Here is a 19,119-nt window from a genome sequence, read left to right as displayed (position 1 = left end):
AAATCCCCCATTTTGCTAAGGGAACTTCCGTTTTTCTCCGAGCAATCCGTCATTTACCTAAAAGAAACCAAAACCTGTTCCTGCGGCTCATCTTGTCCGTTAGTGTGACGCAGGTGAAGGCTATCCGCAGATTTACTGTCCGAACCGTACTTCCGGAATCTATCCGGCCGCTGGCCAGATTGGCCACTAACCTGCGGTGGTCGTGGCACCGCCCCACCAGGGAGCTTTTTGAGGGACTGAACCCCGCAATTTGGGATGAGAGCGCCCATGATCCCGTAAGTTTCCTCGGCTTGGTGAGCCGCGAGGAGCTGCAGCGGCTGGCCGCGGACCAGGACGTCGTCCGGCGCGTGCATGCTGCCGCTGAAGACCTGGACCGCTACTTGGATCAGCCCCGCTGGTACCAGAGCCTGGGTGACGACGCCCCGTCCTGTATCGCCTACTTCTCACCGGAATTCGGAATCACCGAAGTTTTGCCGCAGTATTCCGGCGGCCTGGGAATCCTGGCGGGCGACCACCTTAAGGCTGCATCTGACCTCGGCGTGCCGCTCATCGGCGTCGGCCTGCTTTACCAGGCCGGCTATTTCAAGCAGTCCCTGTCCAGGGACGCCTGGCAGCAGGAAACGTATCCGGTCCTCGACCCGGACGGCCTCCCGCTGACACTCCTTCGGGAGGACGCCCCCGACGGCAACGGCAAACCCATCCAGATCTCGCTGCCGCTCCCCCACGGCCGCCGGCTGCTGGCACACATCTGGCGTGCCGACGTCGGGCGTGTCCCGCTGCTGTTGCTCGATTCGAACGTGCCGGGCAACGACGACGCCGCCCGCGGCATCACCGACCGCCTGTACGGTGGCGGCGGTGACCACCGCCTCCAGCAGGAACTTCTGCTGGGCATGGGCGGAGTGAAGGCGCTGCGCGTCTACCAGCGCCTCACGGGCTGCGCGGCACCGGAGGTGTTCCACACCAACGAAGGCCACGCCGGATTCCTTGGCGTTGAGCGCATCCAGGAGCTCATGTCGTCGGACAGCCCGCTGACCTGGGAGGAAGCCCTCGCGGCGGGTCGTGCCTCCACCGTCTTCACCACGCACACGCCGGTCCCGGCAGGCATCGACCGGTTCGAGGTGTCCCAGATCCAGCACTTCTTCGAGGCCGGACTGGCTCCCGACGTTCCGGTGTCCCGGATCCTGGATTTGGGCCGCGAAAACTTTGCAGATGGCAATCCCGCGGTGTTCAACATGGCCGTGATGGGGTTGCGGCTGGCACAGCGCGCCAACGGGGTGGCGAAGCTCCACGGCGTGGTGTCCCGCGGGATGTTCTCGGCCCTCTGGCCGGGATTCGACCACTCCGAGGTTCCCATCACCTCCGTGACCAACGGAGTCCACGTCCCCACGTGGGTGGACAGCCGTGTTTCGAAGCTGGCCCGTGACCAGTTCGGCGCCGAAGCGGAAGCCACAGGCCGCTGGGACCTCGCCTACAACGTCAGTGACGAGGACGTCTGGGCCCTCCGCCGTGAAATGCGTGTCTCGCTCGTGGAGGACGTCCGCAAGCGGCTTCGCGCGGCGTGGAAGAAGCGCGGGGCGGCAGACGCCGAGCTCGGCTGGACCGATTCGGTGCTGGACCCGGACATCCTCACCATCGGCTTCGCCCGGCGTGTGCCCACGTACAAGCGGCTTACCCTGATGCTCCGGGAACCAGCCCGGCTCAAAGCCCTGCTGCTGCACGAGACGCACCCGATCCAGATCGTCATTGCCGGCAAGTCCCACCCGGCGGATGATGCAGGCAAGAAGATGATCCAGGACCTGGTCCGGTTCACCGACGATCCCGAGGTGCGCCACCGGATCGCGTTCCTGCCCAACTACGACATCGCCATGGCTCGCACGCTCTTTCCAGGCTGCGACGTCTGGCTGAACAATCCGCTGCGCCCGCTGGAAGCCTGCGGCACGTCCGGCATGAAGGCGGCCATCAACGGTTCGCTGAACCTTTCGGTGCTGGACGGCTGGTGGGACGAGATGTACGACGGCGAAAACGGCTGGGCCATCCCCACGGCCAACAACAACGCGTCACCCGAGGAACGGGACGACATTGAAGCTGCGGCGTTGTATGAGCTGCTCGAAACGCAGGTGGCTCCGCGCTTTTACGGGCTCACCGTGTCCGACGGCGCCGGAGCGGCAGGACCTTCGGAGCCCGGACCGCAGAAGGTGCCCACACACTGGGTATCGATGATCAAGCACACCATGGCGCATCTGGGCCCGGCGGTCTCCGCTGAGCGGATGCTGCAGGACTACGTGAACATCCTCTACCGCCCCGCGGCGATCGCCGGGCGCCGGGCCGGCGCGGACAATTTCGCCCAGTCGAAGTCCCTGGCGGCCTGGACATCACAGATCCGCGCTGCGTGGCCCCAGATCCAGGTGGAGCACGTCGACTCGGTTGGCGTGTCCGAGGACCCCCAGATCGGTGACACCCTGCAGGTGAACGCCTACATCGCGCTTCACAACCTCGACCCGGACGACGTCGTCGTGGAGGTTGCGTTCGGCCGCGCCGAGGAAAGCGACGAACTGGTCGACGTCACGGTGGCGGACCTGGTGCCCAAGGAGGACCTCGGCAAGGGACGCTACCTCTTCAGCGGCTCACTGCTGATCGACCGGTCCGGATCCTTCGGCTACACGGTGCGCGTGCTGCCCAAGCATCCGGCCCTCGCCTCGCGGGCGGAACTTGGACTCATCGTCAACGCCTGATCCGCCGTCGGCTGTAACGCTCCCTCACTCGGTTCACAGTGAGGGAGCGTTACGTCTTTAACAGCGAAAGGTGAGGGAGCGACCCGGTATTAGGCGACCCGAAGTGAGAGAGGGTCCGGTTATCCGGTTAGAGGCAGACGGTGATCACGGACAGGCTCTTGCCCGCATAGCTCTCCGCATCCTGCAGGATTTCGCAGATGATGCCGAACGACCGGTCCGAACGGAAGACGGCCGGCACCTGCCAGATGAACGTCAGCGGTTCCTTGCCATCGTCCGTGACCGTGTCGGCGAAGTCGTGCAGCGAATCGTTGAGTGCATCAAGGTTAACTCCGTAGTGTTCGGGGAAATCCAGGATTTCCCCGAATGTCTGGAGCACTGCTTTCTTCGTATCGGCGGCGGGGATCACCAGGACCCGGCGGCCGGCGTCGGACGCCTGCTCGCGGAGCTCATCGATGGTCCAGGTGTCAGCGGAGTAAATCTTCATTCGTGCTCTATTTGCCTTCCAGAATTTGAAGAAACGATTCGTAGTGGTCAGGTGTGTAGTATTTCTCGCCGGTTTCACCCACGACAATCCGGCGGGCACCCCGGTCCGATTCACCGGGGGTCCTGACCGTGAATTCCTTGTAGTAGCCGCTCGGCTTCCGCGGCAGCAGGCGCTCAAAGTTGCTGAAAACCGCGCCGTCACGGGAATACGGGTAGGGCCCGCCGCGGGCAATCAGGTCCAGCGTCTCCCGTGCCTCCCGCGGCAGGCTGGACGCGGCCACGGCTTCCAGGCCGGAACCGTCGACGGCGGGCGCGGACGCCGCCGTCGAACCCGTGGGAGCGGGTGCCGCCGTCGAACCCGTGGGAGCGCCCGGGCTGACCGGGCTCTCCTGCGTGCTGGACAGCATCATGCCCAAACCGACCACCAGCACCAGGACCGCAGCCAGCGTCAGGAGCCTCCCGATCCCCCTCATGACGTCCCCATCTGCAGAACCCTACGTGCGGTAGATGCTGATGGTGTTGGACTGCGCCACGTCGCGTTCGCCGGCGGCTACTCGGACTCCTTGACGGCGGTCGTGGAGTTCCGACGTGGTCAACCGGAGTTCGAACAGCCGCTTGCCCGTGCCGTCGTCGTTGCTGATGTCGGGCAGGGTGATCTTGATGTCGTGGGCGCTGCCGTTGACCACCACGAGTCCGTCCACCTGGCCGTCGTCCGAGCCCAGCAGCAGCTGGACCACACGGTGTTGCGGATCATTCCAGCGATCCATGGACATGGGCTTGCCGTGTTCGTCGAACCAGTGCAGGTAGGCCTGCTTGTCCCGCGAGGGATAGTGGTGCGGCTGGCCCGCCAGGAACTCCTTACGCAGACGGATGACCCGCTTGGTGCTCCGGAGCATGGCATGGGACTCCGGTGTGCTGGTCCAGTCCAGCCAGGTGATGGGGTTGTCCTGGCAGTAAGCGTTGTTGTTGCCCTGCTGCGTGCGGCCGATCTCGTCTCCCGCGGTGATCATGGGGATGCCCATGGACACCATCAGGGTGGCCATCAGGTTGCGGCTGGTCTGGGCCCGGAGCGCCAGGATTTCCTCGTCTTCAGTCGGTCCCTCGAAGCCGTGGTTGTAGCTGCGGTTGTCGCCGTGGCCGTCCCGGTTCTGCTCGCCGTTGGCCTCGTTGTGTTTGCGGTCATAGGACACAAGGTCAGCCAAGGTAAAACCGTCGTGCGACGTGAAGAAGTTGAGCGAGGCCATGCGGGACCGTCCCGATTCCGCAAAAAGGCCGGCTGAGCCCGAAATGGAATCTGCGAGGCGCGCAACGGAACCGCCCTGGCCGCCTGCGTCGATCGCGGCCCGGTCCCCGACCCAGAAGGAGCGCAGCGCGTCACGGTAGTGGTCGTTCCAGTCCACCCAGCCGGGCGGGAAGCGTCCGGTCTGCCAGCCGCCGTAACCCACATCCCACGGCTCGGCAATCAGTTTGACGGAGGACAGCAGCGGATCAGCGGCAATGGCCACGAGGAAGGGGTGGTGCGGATCGAAGTCGTTCGCGGCATTGCGGCAGAGCGTGACCGCAAGGTCGAAGCGGAAACCATCGATGTGGAACTCCTCCACCCAGTACCTCAGCGAGTCGAGGACCAGCTGGACCACGCGGGGGTGGCCGAAGTTCAGGCTGTTGCCGCATCCGGTGGTGTCGATGTACCGGCCGTGGCCGTCGTTCCGGTAGTACTGCTTCTCCCCCAGCCCGCGGAAGCTGAGCGTCTGGCCGTCGGGACCGCCCTCGGCGGTGTGGTTGTACACAACGTCCAGGATGACTTCCAGCCCCGCTGCGTGCAGGAGCTTGACCATGCCCTTGAATTCATCCTGCACCGCCTGCGGACCGGCCGCCTGGGCGGCCTGGGTGGCGTAGGCCGGGTGCGGGGCAAAAAAGGCCGCCGTGTTGTAGCCCCAGTAATTGGTCATGCCCAGGTTCTGGAGATGGGGTTCGTCCAGATGGAAATGGACAGGCAACAGCTGGACCGAGGTGATCCCCAGGCCGGTAAGGTGTTCAATCATTGCCGGGTGCGCCATGCCGGCGTACGTGCCCCTGAGTTCCTCGGGGATGTCCGGGTGCAGCATGCTTTGGCCACGGACGTGGGCTTCATAAATGATGGTGTTCCGCCACGAGACATGCGGGTTCCGGTCCCCGCCCCAGTCGAATCCGCCGGACATGCGGACGTTACTGAGGAACCCGTCGCGCTGATCCACTGCCCGGCCGTAGGGATCCAGCAGCAGCGGCTGCTCGCCGTCGTCGTCGAAAGCCACGGTTGGCACTGACACCGGCAGGGCATCATCCTCGGACGAGGAGCGGAAGCCGTAGCGCGAACCCACCGGGAAGCCGTCCACAATGCCGTGGTGGACGTCGTTGGTGATGTTAGGCAGGGTCTTCAGTTGCCACGTTCCGCCGGGCGCACAGTAGGCGATTTCCAGCGTGGCCACCCCGGGCGCGTAAACCGCGACGTTGGCGCAGGCACTCTGAGGATCGTCCGTTGCCGGAGAGCCCGTGCGCGGAACGCTGATACCCAGTGGAAACGGCCGGGAGGCGTCCACGGTTGAGGCTGTGTCTAGGAGTGGCATGACCATTGCTTAAATATTAGCTGTGCCACACAAATGTCCGATATTCTCCGCAATGTGTCGGGAAAAGGGCTGGCCTTGTTCAGCGTCCCATCCTGGGTTGCATACTGAAGTGAGACGCCACGTTGGAGGTAATTGTGCGAGTTGCACTTGCTCAGGTAGTTACAGGCCGCGATATTTCCGCGAATCTGGACATTTTGGAAAAATTCGCCCGCAAAGCGAAAGAAGGCGGCGCGGAATTGGTGGTCTTCCCCGAAGCCACCATGCGCGCCTTCGGGAATTCGCTCGTGGACATTGCCGAGCCGCTGGACGGCCCCTGGGCTGCCCGGGTGCGCGGCATTGCCGGCGAAATCGGCATCGTGATCGTGGCGGGCATGTTCACCCCGGGGCAGTCAGGTGATGGCTCCGGCGACAGCCCGAGGAAAGTGCGCAATACCTTGGTTGCCACCGGTCCGGGCGTGGAGGCGAGCTACGACAAGATCCACCTCTTCGATGCCTTTGGATTCGCCGAATCAGACACTGTGGAGGCAGGTACCCGGGCGGTGACCTTTGAGCTCGGCGGCATCAGTTTCGGCCTTGCCACCTGCTACGACATCCGTTTCCCGGCGCTGTTCACAGCCAATGCAGACCGCGGCGCCGAGGCCAATATTGTGTGTGCTTCCTGGGGGTCCGGGCCCGGGAAAGTCGACCAGTGGCGCCTCCTGGCTCGCGCCCGCGCCGTGGACACCACTACGTATGTGCTGGCCTGCGGCCAGGGCGATCCCGCCACCGAAGGCATCGAAACCAAGGGATCCGCGCCCACCGGCGTGGGGCACTCCGCCGTCGTTTCGCCGCTCGGTGAGGTCCTGGCAGAGCTCGACGGCGGGACCGGGCTGCTGTTCGCTGACCTGGACCCCGCCGTCGTCAAGGATGCCCGGACAAAGCTCCCGGTCCTCGCCAACCGCCACGCGTTCTAATAACCAGAAATGCTCCCTCACCGAAGGCGAGAGAGCATTTCTGGTTATGTTGCAGGAAGTGATGGAGCGTTGGGCGGCACTGCTGGCATCCGGAAGCGTGCGTCAAAGCGACGAAGGAGCAGCACGCGGAGGATGGCGGCCGTGCCGCCCACTCCGCACCGCGCCTGCTACTTAACTGCGCGCTGCCTGGAGACTTCGTACAGGGAGATGCCGACTGCCATGGAGGCGTTGAGCGATTCCATGGCGGAGTCGATCGGGATGGAGACGATCTGGTCGCAGTTTTCGCGGACCAGGCGGCTCAGGCCCTTGCCTTCGGAGCCGACCACGATGCATACGGGTTCCTTGGCCAGGCTGAGGTCCGGCAGCGACACGTCGCCGTCGCCGTCCAGGCCGAGCACGTAGATGCCCATGTTCTTGAACGCCTTGAGGGTGTTGTTCAGGTTGGCGGCGCGCGCCACGGGAACCCGGACGGCTGCGCCGGCGCTGGTCTTCCAGGCTGAGGCAGTGACGCCGACCGAGCGGCGTTCCGGGACGATGACGCCGTGGCCGCTGAATGCCGACACGGACCGGATGATCGCGCCGAGGTTGCGCGGGTCCGTGATGCCGTCCAGGGCGACGAAGAGCGGCGCGTTGGACACGTGGCCCTTCTTCCAGCTCTCGACGGTTTCCTCGGCGAGCTCGTACGCGTCCTGGTACTCGTACGGCGGAATCTGCAGCACAAGTCCCTGGTGGATGGCGTCGTCCGTCATCCGGTCCAGCTCAGGCTTGCCCGTTTCCATCAGCGGAATGCCGCGTTCGGCCGCAAGCTTGAGGGACTCCTTGACGCGGTCGTCCATTTCGATGCGGATGGCAACGTGGAGGGCCTTGGCGGGGATTCCGGCGCGCAGCGCTTCAACGACGGAGTTGCGTCCCGTGACGACTTCCTCCGTGGCACGGCCCTTCGGGCCCGAACGGGCACCTGCGCCGCGGGGTGCGCCCGGACGCTTGGCGGCGGACCGCTCGGCGAGCTGCTTGTTCTTGTGGGCCTTGTGGTACGGGCGGTCCTCCGCCTTGGGAGTGGGGCCCTTGCCCTCGAGGGCTTTGCGGCCGTGGCCACCCGTTCCGATAGTGGGGCCCTTCTTTGCTTTGACCGACCGGCGACCGTTGTTGGCCATGAGTTTCACCCTTGCTTTGTTGAGTAAGTCTGACCTCCAGTCTACTTACTCAGGTTAAATCGCCCGCCCAGCGCCCTGTGGTCGCCCTGTCGGGCATCCTGCCTGCCACGGCTCAGCCGCGCTTGAGGCTCCAGCTGGCACCGTCCGGGCCGTCCTCGACAATGACGCCGGCCGCTGTCAGGGTATCCCGGATGGCGTCGGAAGCCGCCCAGTCCTTGGTGGCCCGCGCCTGTGCCCGGGCACCAAGCTGGGCTTCGACGAGGACGCCCAGGGCTGCGTCCGCCTGGTTGTCCCGGGCGGGGGCCGCTACGTCGTTGAGGCCCAGGACGTGCAGCATATCGGTGACGGAATCCAGGGCTGCCCTGGCGGCTGCGTTGTCGCCGGCAGTGAGGGCTGTGTTCCCGGCCCGCACGGTGTCGTGCAGGGCCGCCAGCGCCTGCGGAACGTTGAGGTCGTCGTCCATGGCCGCGGCGAAGGCATCAGGTACTTGGCCATGGGTGCCGAACAGGAGTTCGGCCGCGCCGGAAACAACACTGTCGGACAAAGTACGCACTGCACGGGCGATAAACCCGTCAATCCGCTCCACCGCGGCAGCTGCTTCCTGCAGCGACGTTGGCTGGTAGTCCAGGACAGACCGGTACTGCGCCTGGCCGAGGTAGTACCGGACCACCCGCGGCGAAGCGAGCTCCAGCATTTCCGCGGGGCTGACCGTATTGCCGATGGATTTGGACATCTTTTCGCCTTGGTAGGTCACCATGCCGTTGTGCATCCAGAAGTTGGCGAAGGCGTGGCCTGCCGCCTGGGACTGGGCCATCTCGTTCTCATGGTGCGGGAACCGGAGGTCCAGTCCGCCGCCGTGGATGTCGAACTCGGTGCCGAGGTATTTGGTGACCATGGCCGAGCACTCCAGGTGCCAGCCCGGACGTCCGGTGCCCCAGGGCGAAACCCAGCTCGCCGTCGTCGGCTCGCCTTCCTTGTGTCCCTTCCACAGCGCAAAGTCCCTCGGGTCCTTCTTCCCCCGGGGGTCGGCGTCGGGAGCTCCCTGCATGTCATCGATCTTTTGGCGCGTGAGCGACCCGTAGCGGTTCCAGGAGCGGACGTCGAAATAGACGTCGCCGGAATCGTCGAGGGCAGGGTAGGCGTGGCCGCGGTCGATGAGTTGCTGGATCAGCGCATGCATCTCCGGAATGTGACCGGTGGCGCGCGGCTCGTAGGTAGGACGGGACACACCCAGGGTGTCGTACGCCTTGAGGAACGCCTGCTCATAGCGGTAGGCCAGAGCCCACCACTCCTCTTCGCGGATATCATCCGGGCTTTCTTCGAAGTCCGGTTCAAACGAGAGGGCGGACTTGGCGAGGATCTTGTCGTCGATGTCGGTGACATTGCGGACCACCGTCACGCGGAAACCGCGGTACTCCAGCCAGCGGGTGAGCTGGTCAAAGGCGATGGCGGACCGGATGTGCCCCACGTGCGGCAGGCCCTGCACCGTCGCACCGCAGTAGTACAGGCTCACCCTGCCCGGGATCAGAGGGACGAAGTCGCGGACTTCGGCGGATGCTGTGTCGTAAAAGCGCAGGGTCACCGCTCCAGATTAGCCGATGGCCTTTGCGCCGGGGCCCATCCGGGCTATTTGCAGACTTCGCCGATCTTATTGTTCTGCTCGCTCAGCTGCGCGGTCTGTTCGGCGCTCTTGGTACCCAGTGAAGTGCTCGCGACCTTCTTCATGATGTCGGCCATTTTCTGGATGGGCCCGGCAACCTCGGGGGCTACCTTGTCCGCCACTTCCTGGTAATGCTTGGCGATCTGGTCAGCCTGCTGCTGCTGGTTTCCGGTTGGCACGAACGTGTCCCCGTTGAGGAATTTGCAGCTCTCCTCGACGCTCATCTTCGGAGTGCCGCATCCGCTCAGCAGCATCCCTGCAACGAGTACGACGGCGGCAAGCGGCTTGTTCACGAGGGGTCTCCTGGGGTGTTCGGCAAAGGAAGGGCTCCCTTAAGCCTAGGCGAAAGGCGCCCTTCGCCTCAGCCCGCCCGGTACACCAGTGCTGTGGCGAGGGCCGAGATGCCTTCGCCGCGGCCCGTGAAGCCGAGGCCGTCGCTGGTGGTGGCGCTGACGCTGACGGGCGCACCCGCCGCCGCCGTGAGGACCGCCTGGGACTCCTCCCGGCGGGGACCGAATTTGGGTCTGTTGCCTACGAACTGCACTGCGATGTTGCCGATCTCGAAGCCTTCCGTCCGGACAATGCGGGCGGCCTCGGCCAGGAGGGTCACTCCGGAGGCACCTGCGAATTCCGGCCGGTCCGTGCCGAAATGCGTGCCGAGATCCCCGATCCCGGCTGCCGAGAAGAGTGCATCAGCTGCCGCGTGGGCTACGGGGTCGCCGTCGGAGTGGCCGGCCAGGCCCTGCTGGCCCTCCCATAGGAGACCGCCGAGCCACAACTCCCGAGGGCTGTCAGGGGACGCGAAAGCGTGGACATCAATGCCGATTCCGGTTCTGGGAATGATGGGAGCCGCCATACTCAGCCCTCCACCCAGCGTGCGCCCAGGGGACCTTCCAGCAGGCCCTCCGCGATGATGAGGTCCAAGGGAGTGGTGATCTTGAGTGACTGGCTGGCTCCGCGGACAGCATGGACAGGAACACCCAGGCGTTCCACCAGCATGGCGTCATCGGTGATGGCGGCGGCCTGGGCTTCGTCGAATCCTGCCACCTCCCGGTGCGCCTTCAGGAGCGTGGCAAGGTCGAATCCCTGCGGCGTCTGCACGGCCCGGAGCTTCTCCCGCGGCGCCGTGCCCACCACCACCTCCGGCGCGATACGGGCGTCTTCGGCTTTCGTCGCTTCAACGGTCTTGACGGTGTCCACCACGGGTATCACCGGGATGACTGCCAGGGCTCCTGCCGCCAGGGAGTCCACCACACGGTGGAAGACGGACTCCGGGGTCAGGGCACGCGCGGCGTCGTGGACCAGCACCGCCTGGGTGCCGTCTTCCAATGCCTCCAATGCGGACCGCACGGAGTCGGCCCGCGTCGCGCCGCCGTCGACGACCGTCAGCAGCGGCCCGCCATCGACGAGTTCAGCCTTGAAGTCATCGCACATCCGCCGCAGTGCGCCGTCGCCGGCCGGCAACGCTATGCAGACCTGCTGGGCGACGCCGGACGCCACTACCCCGCGAAGGGCATGGATCAGGATGGGCTCTCCGCCGAGGGGAACCCTGGCCTTGGGCATGCCATAACCAAGCCGCTGCCCTGATCCGGCCGCCACCAGCACGACGGCGACGACGGGGCTGACAGCGCGGTCCCCGGCATCCGGCCCGGACCCGGCCGAAAATTCTGTTGCACTCATGGGCACAACACTACGTGCCTGCGCGCACCCGACGCCCGGCAAAATCCCGGGATTCTCCTAAAAAAGGGCAAAAAGAAACCCCGGCGGCTGGTGAGCCACCGGGGTTCAATTCTTAGGAAGCCAAGACTTCGTCGAGAACGCTTGCAGCCTTCTCTTCATCCGTCTTTTCAGCCAGCGCCAATTCTGAAATCAGAATCTGGCGGGCCTTGGCCAGCATACGCTTCTCACCTGCGGAAAGGCCGCGGTCGTGATCACGGCGCCACAGGTCACGAACGACCTCTGCCACCTTGATGACGTCCCCGGAAGCAAGCTTCTCCAGATTTGCCTTGTAACGACGCGACCAGTTGGTAGGCTCTTCAGTGAACTCGGCCCGCAGCACGTCAAAGACATGCTCCAAACCTTCTTTGCCCACTACGTCACGAACACCAACAAGGTCAACGTTCTCTGCTGGAACTTCAATGGTCAGATCACCCTGAGCCACCTTGAGCTTGAGATACATCTTCTCTTCGCCCTTGATGGTGCGCATCTTGATTTCTTCAATTTTTGCTGCACCGTGGTGAGGGTAAACTACTGTCTCGCCGACCTCAAAAACCATGTGGACTTTCCCCTTTCCCGCAGACCAGTTTATCACGATTCAGGCATACAACTGGCACGGATCGGGGCCGCGAACCGCGGAAATACAAGGAAAATGGGGCCAATCGACCCCCTCCAACCCCTTGACGGATGCGGATATTAGTGCATCAAGGAGTCTGCGCCAAGGGCGGGTCCGGCCGGTCGCCGGCCGGGTTCCGGCACAGCCGGCCATGCAGTGAACGGCCGGGAGGAGACTGCTTTCCGGACGTGAATGTGTACTGCCCGAATCCTTGTTTGAGACCGCAAGAGGATAGGCTATGGCTGAATAATGTTTCAAGACTCTCAAGGAGTGCGTGACGTGCGTTTCACTGCGATGAACCGGGGCCAGCGCGGCAAGCTGGCAATGGCAACGGCAGCACTTGCCATCGGCCTGCTGTCCGTGACCGGCTGCGGCTACATCAACCCGCAGCAGACCTCTGAGCAGTACTCTGCGTCGGACGGAACCCGGGAAGACCTCGGTCCCCTCCAGCTCCGTAACTTCATGATCGTTTCCGCTGGCGAGGACAAGCAGGGCCGCGTGGTCGGCGCCGTTTACAACTCCTCCTCCAGCGACGTCAAGCTGACCATCAAGGGTGCGCGCGGCTCGCAGACGGAGGTGTCCGTGAAGCAGAATTCGTACGCGCTCCTCAACGAGTCCACGGATCCGGCTATCCTCAGCAGCACGGGCGCAAACCCCGGTTCCCTGTCCGAGGTCACTATCTCCGAGGACGGCACCAACCAGACTGCCAAGGTCAAGGTCCCCGTCCTGGACGCCACCCTCCCCGAGTACAAGGAGTACCTGCCGGAAGGCAGTGAGCCCACCGGCTCGGAGTCGGCCACGCCGACCCCCACGCCTTCGACCAGCGCGGGCCACTAACCGGCACAACAGACCACCACAGCAATAAGGAGGGCTCCCGCCACGCGGGGGCCCTCCTTATTTGCATCTGCGGTTTTGTTGCCGGGGCTTGTTGTCCCGGTTTTGTTGGCGGGCGTGCGCCTACGGCTCGAACTTGTAGCCCAGGCCCCGGACGGTCACAAGGTACCTCGGGGCGGACGGGTCCGGCTCGATCTTGCTGCGGAGCCTCTTGACGTGGACGTCCAAGGTCTTGGTATCGCCCACGTAGTCCGATCCCCACACACGGTCGATGAGCTGGCCCCGGGTCAATACCCTGCCTGAATTGCGCAGCAGCATCTCCAGCAGTTCGAATTCTTTCAGGGGCAGCGACACCTGTTCGCCGTCGACGCTCACCACGTGGCGTTCGACGTCCATCCTGACGGGGCCGGCCTGGACGGTGTTGGTGATGAGCTCCTCGGGCTCGCCCTGCCGGCGGAGGACCGCCCTGACGCGGGCAACGAGTTCCCTGGACGAATAGGGTTTGGTGACGTAATCGTCGGCGCCGAGTTCCAGCCCCACCACCTTGTCGATTTCAGCGTCCTTGGCCGTCAGCATAATGACAGGCACAGAGGAGCGCTGGCGCAGCTGCCGGCAGACCTCAGTGCCGGATTGGCCGGGCAGCTGGAGGTCCAGGAGCACCAGGTCGGCGCCGTTCCGGTCGAATTCCGTGATGGCGTCCAGGCCGTTGTCCACGACTTCCACCTCGAATCCTTCCTTGCCCAGAAGGTAGGACAGAGGGTCGCTGAACGACTCCTCATCCTCGACTATGAGAATCCTGCTCAAGCGCTGGCTCCTTGCTCATGGACGCCGGTGGCGTCGCTACTGTGTGGTGAGTTGCTGGGGGCGGCCGTTGACGGCGCAGCGCGTGCGTCGCCGTCGTCCTGCCCCTCCATCTCTGGAAGCCGAATGGTGAAGGTGGACCCCTGGCCGGGCTGCGACCACAGCGTCACTTCCCCGCCGTGGTTGGAGATGACGTGTTTCACGATGCTCAGGCCCAGGCCGGTGCCGCCGGTTTGCCGGGACCGGGCGGCGTCCACGCGGTAGAAGCGTTCAAAAACCCGTTCCTGGTCCTCCGGACTCATGCCCTCCCCCTGGTCCGTGACGGAGATGGAGACCAGGCCCTCTTTGGAGCGCATGCCTATCCCCACGCGGGTGTTCTCCGGGGAGTAGCGGATGGCGTTGTCGATCAGGTTTCTCAGCGCCGTCACCAGCAGGTCCTGGTCGCCGTAGACCATGGCGTTCACGCGGCCGCCCACCACAATGGAGATGTTCTTGCTTTCGGCGGGCAGCTGCGAACGGTCAACGGCTTCGGTGACCACGGAGTTGATGTCCACCGGGTGCGCTTGCTGCGCGACGCTGGCGCCCTGCAGCCGGGACAGCTCAATGATGTCCTGCACGAGCGCCGCGAGCCGCTTCGATTCCTTCTGCATGCGCTGGGCAAAGCGGCGGACCGCCACTTCGTCGTCCGCCGACGATTCGAGCGCCTCAGCCAGCAGGGAAATGGCACCCACCGGCGTCTTGAGTTCGTGGGAAACGTTGGCCACGAAGTCGTTGCGGATTTCCTCGGTACGGGTGATTTCGGTCCGGTCGTCCGCCAGCAGCAGGATGTATTCCTCACCGAGCATGGCTGCCCGGACCTGGACGATGATGGTCCCCTGCCCCAGCGGCCCGCGGGGCAGTTCAAACTGCTTCTCGAGGATCACGCCGTCGCGCCGCACCTTCGCGGTCATGTCCAGCAGCTGTTTGTGGACCACGGTGTGTCCCCGGACCAGGCCGAAAGCATAGGCCGCAGGGCTCGCCCTCACGACGCCGTCTATCGCGTCAACCACAACGAAAGCCCGTCCGACGACGGCGAGCACCTCCGCGGCGCCCGGTGGCAGTGCCGGTTCGTCGAACTCAACATCCACCAGCTTGCGCTGCTGTTCGCTGACCCGGAACGCGAGCACGCCAAAGATGCCGAATGACAGGCCGACGAGGCCTGCGATGACACCGATGAGCATAGGATCCACGGCTCCAGCTTATGCTCTGGCCCGGGCGCCGGAAGCGAATCTGATGCGATTCACCGCGGGGTTCAGCTAACGTTCACCTATAGGTGCGTAACAGTTCACCGGCCACTGACAGAGTTATTGGTTGGACTGCAGAGCGGTGACACGAAATCCGGCCGCCACCCGGTGGGGCCAGGTTTCCAAGGAAAGGACGCGTAGTGCGCAAGGTTTTTCAGGAGGAGCTCACACAGGTGGGCGAGCAGCTCGTCGAGATTTCAAAGCTCGTCAGCGAGGCTATCAACAAGGCCACGACGGCCTTCGAAGGGGCCGACGTCGACCTCGCCCAGGATGTCATCGCCGCTGATGCAAGGATCGACTTCCTGCAGAACAGCCTGGACGAGCGGGCCATCGACATCCTGGCCCTGCAGGGGCCCGTGGCCAGCGACCTTCGGATGATCGTGGGTTCGCTGCGGATGAGCGCCTCGCTGGAGCGCATGGGAGACCTCGCCCGGCACATCGCCCAGCTGGCGCGGCTCCGCTATCCGGCCAACGTAATTCCGCCGCAGCTCGCAGATACGTTCAAGAGCTTCGCCGAGCAGGACCAGCTGATCGCGGACAAGCTCACCGAGCTCTTGGAAACGCGCGACCTGGAAGTTGCCCGCGACATCCTCAAGGCGAATGCGACCGTCAACGACCTCCACCTGAGCGTCTTCAAGGCCATCGCCCGCAGCGACTGGAACGAGTCGCCGGCCACCACGGTGGACGTTGCCCTGGCCAGCCGCTACTTTGAACGCTTCGCGGACCACGGCGTTTCAGTGGCCCAGAAGGTCACCTACCTGGTCACCGGCGCGTGGCACCCGCACAGCACCGAAATCAGCTGACTTCCGGGAGCAGGAAGAACGACGGCGGGCTGGTCACCAATGGTGACCAGCCCGCCGTCGTTCGTTAAGGCGTTGCCTTACTTTTTGCCCTGGTTGGCAACAGCCTTGATGGACTCGGCAGCAGCCTCGGGGTCGAGGTACGTGCCGCCCGGGTTCAGCGGCTTGAAGTCCTCGTCGAGATCGTAGACCAGCGGGATGCCGGTGGGGATGTTCAGGCCGGCGATGGCTTCGTCGCTGATGCCGTCAAGGTGCTTGACGAGCGCGCGCAGGGAGTTGCCGTGGGCGGTGACCAGCACGGTCTTGCCCGCCTTGAGGTCTTCCTTGATGTCCGATTCCCAGTAGGGCATCAGGCGGATCAGGACGTCCTTGAGGCACTCGGTGCGCGGAAGGGCGTCACCCAGGTCTGCGTAGCGGGGGTCGTGTGCCTGGGAGAACTCGCTGTTGTCGTCCAGGGCCGGCGGCGGGGTGTCGTACGAACGGCGCCACTCCATGAACTGCTCTTCACCGTATTCGGCCAGCGTCTGCGCCTTGTCCTTGCCCTGCAGGGCGCCGTAGTGGCGTTCGTTCAGGCGCCAGTCACGCTTGACCGGGATCCAGCCGCGGTCGGCCTTGTCCAGGGCGATGTTGGCCGTGTTGATGGCCCGCTTCAGGAGGGAGGTGTACAGGACGTCCGGGAGAACATTGTTCTCAACCAGGAGCTCGCCGCCGCGTGCCGCTTCCTCGCGGCCCTGGTCGTTGAGATCGACATCCACCCAGCCGGTGAACAGGTTCTTGGCGTTCCATTCGCTGTGGCCGTGGCGCAGCAGAATCAGCTTGTAAGTCATGGTTTTCATCCTAGCCGAGCAGGTGGCTGTGCCGCCGAGCGTTACATCACACTGCAGCTCCCTCTAACCCGACCGCCGGTGCTCGGCGAGGGAGCTGCTCCGTTAAGCTTGTCCCGTGGTGCAAAAAGCTGAACGGGTGGGCGCGGCCGGCGCGGGCAGAAGCGGCCGGCCGGTGGGCAACGTGACCCGCGGCACCACCAACCCCAACCGGATGCGGCGGCTGGACCGGTGGCTCACCGGGACACAGGCGTGGCGGCTGCGCCGGGCATCCAACCCCCTCGTCATCGACCTCGGATACGGCGCCTCACCGGCCACCGCCGTCGAACTCTTCCACCGCCTGTCTGCAGTGCGCCCGGATGTCCGGGTGGCCGGGATAGAAATCGAACCCGAACGCGTCCGGGCAGCCAAGGCACTGGAACAGGCCGGGCTGAGTTTCCATGTGGGCGGCTTCGAGCTTCCGGTGCCCGGGCAGCCGGTGATCGTCCGCGCGTTCAACGTCCTGCGGCAGTACGAGGAAGCGGACGTGGAGGCCATCTGGGCCCTGGTCCGGGGCCGGCTCGGCCCCAACGGACTGTTCATCGACGGCACCTGCGACGAAATCGGACGGCGCGTCACGTGGGTGGCGCTCGACGCCGGCGGCCCGCTGAGCCTGAGCATCTCCATGCGCTTCGGCGGCTTTGCACTGCCCTCGGAAATCGCCGAACGGCTGCCTAAGGCCCTGATCCACCGGAACGTGCCCGGCGAGAGGATCCACGGCTTCCTGCAGGCACTGGACAAGGCCTGGCTGGATGCAGCGCCACTGGCCGCTTTCGGCAACAAACAACGGTGGACGGCCATGTGCCGGTCCATGCTCGACGACGGCTGGCCGGTCCAGGACGGACCGGCACGATGGCGGCTGGGCGAGTTGACGGTGGGCTGGGACGCTGTCGCGCCGGCCGCCTGAGTAGCGCGGCCGCTTTAGCTCGCGCCGCCCCGCAAATGGGGTGTTTCCCGGTTACCAGGGGCCGTACGGGCCCATGTTGCGGCTGCCGCCGCGGCCGGCGTCCTTCACGGCGGGCCGGACGTCGGCCAGGTACACGGAGGCTGCGGTCACTGCCGCGAGACCGAACAGGCCGAACGTGCCGAAACCGCCGCCGCCACCGCCATTGGGTGACAGGGCGCCCATGGCCTGGGCGCCGCCATACAGTGACAGGGCGCCAATGAACACGGCGCCGCCGGTCAGTGCCAGCCAGAACGTCTTGGTCCGCTTGGAAACAGCTTCAAAGGCGTTCGCCTTGTGGCGAAGGCAATCAAACAATGCCCACGCTTCAAGACCAAACGCCACGAGCGCCATGAGGAAATAGACCCCGGTCTCGACGTAGTTAATCAACACTTTTCCGTCCACGTCCCCAGCCTAGCCGCCCAGAGCGTCCAGTGCCTGGTCCAAATCGGCCCAAAGGTCTTCGACATTTTCAATCCCCACGCTCAGGCGGACCAGATTGTCCGGCACGCTGACCGGCTCAGCCGCGTGGCGCCGTCGTCGTTCAATCAGGGACTCAACCCCGCCCAAAGACGTGGCGGGAAGCCACAGCTGCAGGGCGCGGACCAGCTTGTCGGCCGCATCGGCACCGCTGAGTCCGCCGGCCGGGGCGATCTGGATGCACAGCACCGAGCCGAAGCTCTTCATCTGTGACTTGGCGCGTTCGTGGCCGGGATCGGTTTCCAGTCCGGGGAACCGGATGCTCTCGATCCGGGGGTGATTGCTCAGCCGGTCGGCAAGGACGGCCGCCGACGCCTGGGAGCGTTCGATGCGCAGTGCCAGCGTCCGCAGCCCGCGGAGTGCAAGCCAGGCCTCGAACGGTCCGGCAATGCCGCCGTGGATGATGCGGTGGTGAAGCAGCGCTGCACGGATCGCTGCGTCCGAGGTGACCAGGGCGCCGAGGACGACGTCGGAATGCCCGGCCAGGTATTTGGTGACCGAGTGCAGGACGACGTCGGACCCGAGGCTCAGCGGCTGCTGGACCAGGGGCGTGGAAAAGGTGTTGTCGGTGACAACGATCGCTCCGGCTTCGTGGGCGGCAGCGGTGAGGGCGCGGATGTCCGCGATCCCGAGCATCGGGTTGGTGGGGCTTTCCAGCCAGAGCATGCTTGCGGGTTTGCCCTCCGCCGGAGCCAGTAGCGCCTTCACGGCGTCGGTGTCCGCGATGTCCACGGTGCGGAGTTCGAACAGCCCCTTCTCCGCGAGTTCGGTGGCCATCACCAGGGAACCTGCATAGCTGTGCGAGGGCATGACCAGCACTCCCCCGGCCGGGATGAGGGACAGCGCTGAACTGACGGCGGCCAGGCCGGAGGCGTACAGCAGGCCGGGAAGGGACGCGCCCTCAAGCTGGCCAAGCGCTTCTTCAAACGGGTCCCAGGTGGGGTTGGAGTAGCGGCCGTAGCCACGGTCGCCGTCTGCGAGCGGACCGGTCCCGAAATAGGTGGAGGACAGGACGATGGGCTGGTTGACTGGCGCATCGCGTTTGCGGGGCGGGCGGCCGGCGGCCACAACCACCGTTTCAGCCGACAGCGCGGCGGCCTGCTGTTCGGAAAGACTCATGGTCAAAGACTACGTGGGAGGCCCGCAGCGCAGGAAAGCGGTTACGGTCCGGCACCTGCGGTGTCGGTGATTGTCGGTA

Annotated in this window: 19 protein-coding genes; 5 read left to right on the top strand and 14 right to left on the bottom strand. The window is 64.9% G+C overall.

Annotated elements, in window-relative coordinates; genetic code table 11:
- Window positions 1-113 precede the first annotated feature (113 nt).
- Window positions 114-2,732, top strand: coding sequence for an alpha-glucan family phosphorylase (glgP, locus tag AC07YR_RS08770; RefSeq protein WP_494733715.1), 2,619 nt, complete (start codon window positions 114-116; stop codon window positions 2,730-2,732).
- 127 nt (window positions 2,733-2,859) lie between these two features.
- Here the strand turns inward: glgP and AC07YR_RS08765 are convergent, their stop codons facing one another.
- From AC07YR_RS08765 to glgX, 3 genes are read right to left on the bottom strand one after another with little or no spacing between them, the layout of a single operon-like run.
- Window positions 2,860-3,216, bottom strand: a complete 357-nt coding sequence (locus AC07YR_RS08765) for a barstar family protein (protein WP_436056703.1) — start codon at window positions 3,214-3,216, stop codon at window positions 2,860-2,862.
- A 7-nt stretch (window positions 3,217-3,223) separates the two neighbouring features.
- Window positions 3,224-3,688: a guanyl-specific ribonuclease gene (locus AC07YR_RS08760; RefSeq protein WP_494733714.1), complete on the bottom strand. Its 465-nt coding sequence runs from the start codon at window positions 3,686-3,688 to the stop codon at window positions 3,224-3,226.
- A 21-nt stretch (window positions 3,689-3,709) separates the two neighbouring features.
- On the bottom strand, window positions 3,710-5,824 hold the full coding sequence (gene glgX / locus AC07YR_RS08755; protein ID WP_055800598.1) for a glycogen debranching protein GlgX: 2,115 nt from the start codon (window positions 5,822-5,824) through the stop codon (window positions 3,710-3,712).
- Window positions 5,825-5,952: 128 nt separating this feature from the next.
- On the opposite strand from glgX, the gene AC07YR_RS08750 reads away from it, so the two are divergent.
- A complete protein-coding gene (locus AC07YR_RS08750; RefSeq protein ID WP_436056701.1) occupies window positions 5,953-6,771 on the top strand; it encodes a carbon-nitrogen hydrolase family protein in 819 nt (272 codons plus the stop codon).
- A 167-nt stretch (window positions 6,772-6,938) separates the two neighbouring features.
- On the opposite strand, the gene rlmB is transcribed toward AC07YR_RS08750, so the two are convergent.
- The 6 genes from rlmB to AC07YR_RS08720 all read right to left on the bottom strand — a co-directional run bounded on the left by rlmB (window position 6,939) and on the right by AC07YR_RS08720 (window position 11,860).
- A complete protein-coding gene (rlmB, locus tag AC07YR_RS08745) occupies window positions 6,939-7,925 on the bottom strand; it encodes a 23S rRNA (guanosine(2251)-2'-O)-methyltransferase RlmB (RefSeq protein WP_055802360.1) in 987 nt (328 codons plus the stop codon).
- 112 nt (window positions 7,926-8,037) lie between these two features.
- Complete coding sequence (cysS, locus tag AC07YR_RS08740; RefSeq protein ID WP_494733713.1) at window positions 8,038-9,507, bottom strand: cysteine--tRNA ligase; 1,470 nt, start codon at window positions 9,505-9,507, stop codon at window positions 8,038-8,040.
- 44 nt (window positions 9,508-9,551) lie between these two features.
- The gene (locus tag AC07YR_RS08735) at window positions 9,552-9,878 is read right to left on the bottom strand and encodes a hypothetical protein (RefSeq protein ID WP_055800605.1); all 327 of its coding nucleotides are present in this window, start codon (window positions 9,876-9,878) and stop codon (window positions 9,552-9,554) included.
- Window positions 9,879-9,946: 68 nt separating this feature from the next.
- Complete coding sequence (ispF, locus tag AC07YR_RS08730; RefSeq protein WP_436056699.1) at window positions 9,947-10,441, bottom strand: 2-C-methyl-D-erythritol 2,4-cyclodiphosphate synthase; 495 nt, start codon at window positions 10,439-10,441, stop codon at window positions 9,947-9,949.
- A 2-nt stretch (window positions 10,442-10,443) separates the two neighbouring features.
- The gene (gene ispD / locus AC07YR_RS08725; protein WP_494733712.1) at window positions 10,444-11,265 is read right to left on the bottom strand and encodes a 2-C-methyl-D-erythritol 4-phosphate cytidylyltransferase; all 822 of its coding nucleotides are present in this window, start codon (window positions 11,263-11,265) and stop codon (window positions 10,444-10,446) included.
- Between the two features lie 112 nt (window positions 11,266-11,377).
- Window positions 11,378-11,860 (bottom strand): CarD family transcriptional regulator, encoded by a 483-nt coding sequence (locus tag AC07YR_RS08720; protein ID WP_011690592.1) that lies wholly within the window; start codon window positions 11,858-11,860, stop codon window positions 11,378-11,380.
- Window positions 11,861-12,211: 351 nt separating this feature from the next.
- On the opposite strand from AC07YR_RS08720, the gene AC07YR_RS08715 reads away from it, so the two are divergent.
- Window positions 12,212-12,754, top strand: coding sequence for a hypothetical protein (locus AC07YR_RS08715; RefSeq protein WP_055800613.1), 543 nt, complete (start codon window positions 12,212-12,214; stop codon window positions 12,752-12,754).
- Between the two features lie 120 nt (window positions 12,755-12,874).
- Here AC07YR_RS08715 and AC07YR_RS08710 read toward each other — a convergent pair whose 3' ends face one another.
- Both AC07YR_RS08710 and AC07YR_RS08705 read right to left on the bottom strand, forming a co-directional pair.
- Window positions 12,875-13,555 (bottom strand): winged helix-turn-helix domain-containing protein, encoded by a 681-nt coding sequence (locus AC07YR_RS08710; protein ID WP_011690590.1) that lies wholly within the window; start codon window positions 13,553-13,555, stop codon window positions 12,875-12,877.
- A complete protein-coding gene (locus AC07YR_RS08705) occupies window positions 13,552-14,772 on the bottom strand; it encodes a sensor histidine kinase (protein ID WP_494733723.1) in 1,221 nt (406 codons plus the stop codon). Before AC07YR_RS08705 ends, AC07YR_RS08710 begins: the two co-directional genes overlap by 4 nt.
- 203 nt (window positions 14,773-14,975) lie before the next feature.
- On the opposite strand from AC07YR_RS08705, the gene phoU reads away from it, so the two are divergent.
- Entirely contained in the window at window positions 14,976-15,638 is a 663-nt protein-coding gene (gene phoU, locus AC07YR_RS08700; protein ID WP_055800618.1) for a phosphate signaling complex protein PhoU, read from the top strand.
- Window positions 15,639-15,715: 77 nt separating this feature from the next.
- Here phoU and AC07YR_RS08695 read toward each other — a convergent pair whose 3' ends face one another.
- Window positions 15,716-16,462 carry a phosphoglyceromutase gene (locus tag AC07YR_RS08695; RefSeq protein ID WP_055800621.1) on the bottom strand — a complete coding sequence of 249 codons (747 nt, stop codon included), beginning with the start codon at window positions 16,460-16,462 and terminating at the stop codon, window positions 15,716-15,718.
- A gap of 115 nt (window positions 16,463-16,577) precedes the next feature.
- On the opposite strand from AC07YR_RS08695, the gene AC07YR_RS08690 reads away from it, so the two are divergent.
- Entirely contained in the window at window positions 16,578-17,405 is an 828-nt protein-coding gene (locus AC07YR_RS08690) for a class I SAM-dependent methyltransferase (RefSeq protein ID WP_436056697.1), read from the top strand.
- Window positions 17,406-17,456: 51 nt separating this feature from the next.
- Here AC07YR_RS08690 and AC07YR_RS08685 read toward each other — a convergent pair whose 3' ends face one another.
- Window positions 17,457-17,846 carry a DUF2516 family protein gene (locus AC07YR_RS08685; RefSeq protein ID WP_055800623.1) on the bottom strand — a complete coding sequence of 130 codons (390 nt, stop codon included), beginning with the start codon at window positions 17,844-17,846 and terminating at the stop codon, window positions 17,457-17,459.
- Window positions 17,847-17,855: 9 nt separating this feature from the next.
- Complete coding sequence (locus AC07YR_RS08680) at window positions 17,856-19,040, bottom strand: trans-sulfuration enzyme family protein (RefSeq protein ID WP_436056696.1); 1,185 nt, start codon at window positions 19,038-19,040, stop codon at window positions 17,856-17,858.
- Window positions 19,041-19,119 lie beyond the last annotated feature (79 nt).

It is taken from the genome of Arthrobacter sp. GW460-12-1-14-TSB2 (assembly GCF_059423525.1).
This window is presented reverse-complemented; position numbering and strand designations above follow the sequence as displayed.

Excerpts from the sequence above, each read along its gene's own strand:
- AC07YR_RS08715 (WP_055800613.1), top strand. The coding sequence starts at position 12,212 with ATGAACCGGGGCCAGCGCGGCAAGCTGGCAATGGCAACGGCAGCACTT.
- AC07YR_RS08680 (WP_436056696.1), bottom strand. The coding sequence starts at position 19,040 with ATGAGTCTTTCCGAACAGCAGGCCGCCGCGCTGTCGGCTGAAACGGTG.
- glgX (WP_055800598.1), bottom strand. The coding sequence starts at position 5,824 with ATGGTCATGCCACTCCTAGACACAGCCTCAACCGTGGACGCCTCCCGG.
- AC07YR_RS08760 (WP_494733714.1), bottom strand. The coding sequence starts at position 3,688 with ATGAGGGGGATCGGGAGGCTCCTGACGCTGGCTGCGGTCCTGGTGCTG.
- AC07YR_RS08695 (WP_055800621.1), bottom strand. The coding sequence starts at position 16,462 with ATGACTTACAAGCTGATTCTGCTGCGCCACGGCCACAGCGAATGGAAC.
- rlmB (WP_055802360.1), bottom strand. The coding sequence starts at position 7,925 with ATGGCCAACAACGGTCGCCGGTCGGTCAAAGCAAAGAAGGGCCCCACT.
- AC07YR_RS08720 (WP_011690592.1), bottom strand. The coding sequence starts at position 11,860 with ATGGTTTTTGAGGTCGGCGAGACAGTAGTTTACCCTCACCACGGTGCA.
- AC07YR_RS08765 (WP_436056703.1), bottom strand. The coding sequence starts at position 3,216 with ATGAAGATTTACTCCGCTGACACCTGGACCATCGATGAGCTCCGCGAG.
- ispF (WP_436056699.1), bottom strand. The coding sequence starts at position 10,441 with ATGGCGGCTCCCATCATTCCCAGAACCGGAATCGGCATTGATGTCCAC.
- ispD (WP_494733712.1), bottom strand. The coding sequence starts at position 11,265 with ATGAGTGCAACAGAATTTTCGGCCGGGTCCGGGCCGGATGCCGGGGAC.
- AC07YR_RS08705 (WP_494733723.1), bottom strand. The coding sequence starts at position 14,772 with ATGCTCATCGGTGTCATCGCAGGCCTCGTCGGCCTGTCATTCGGCATC.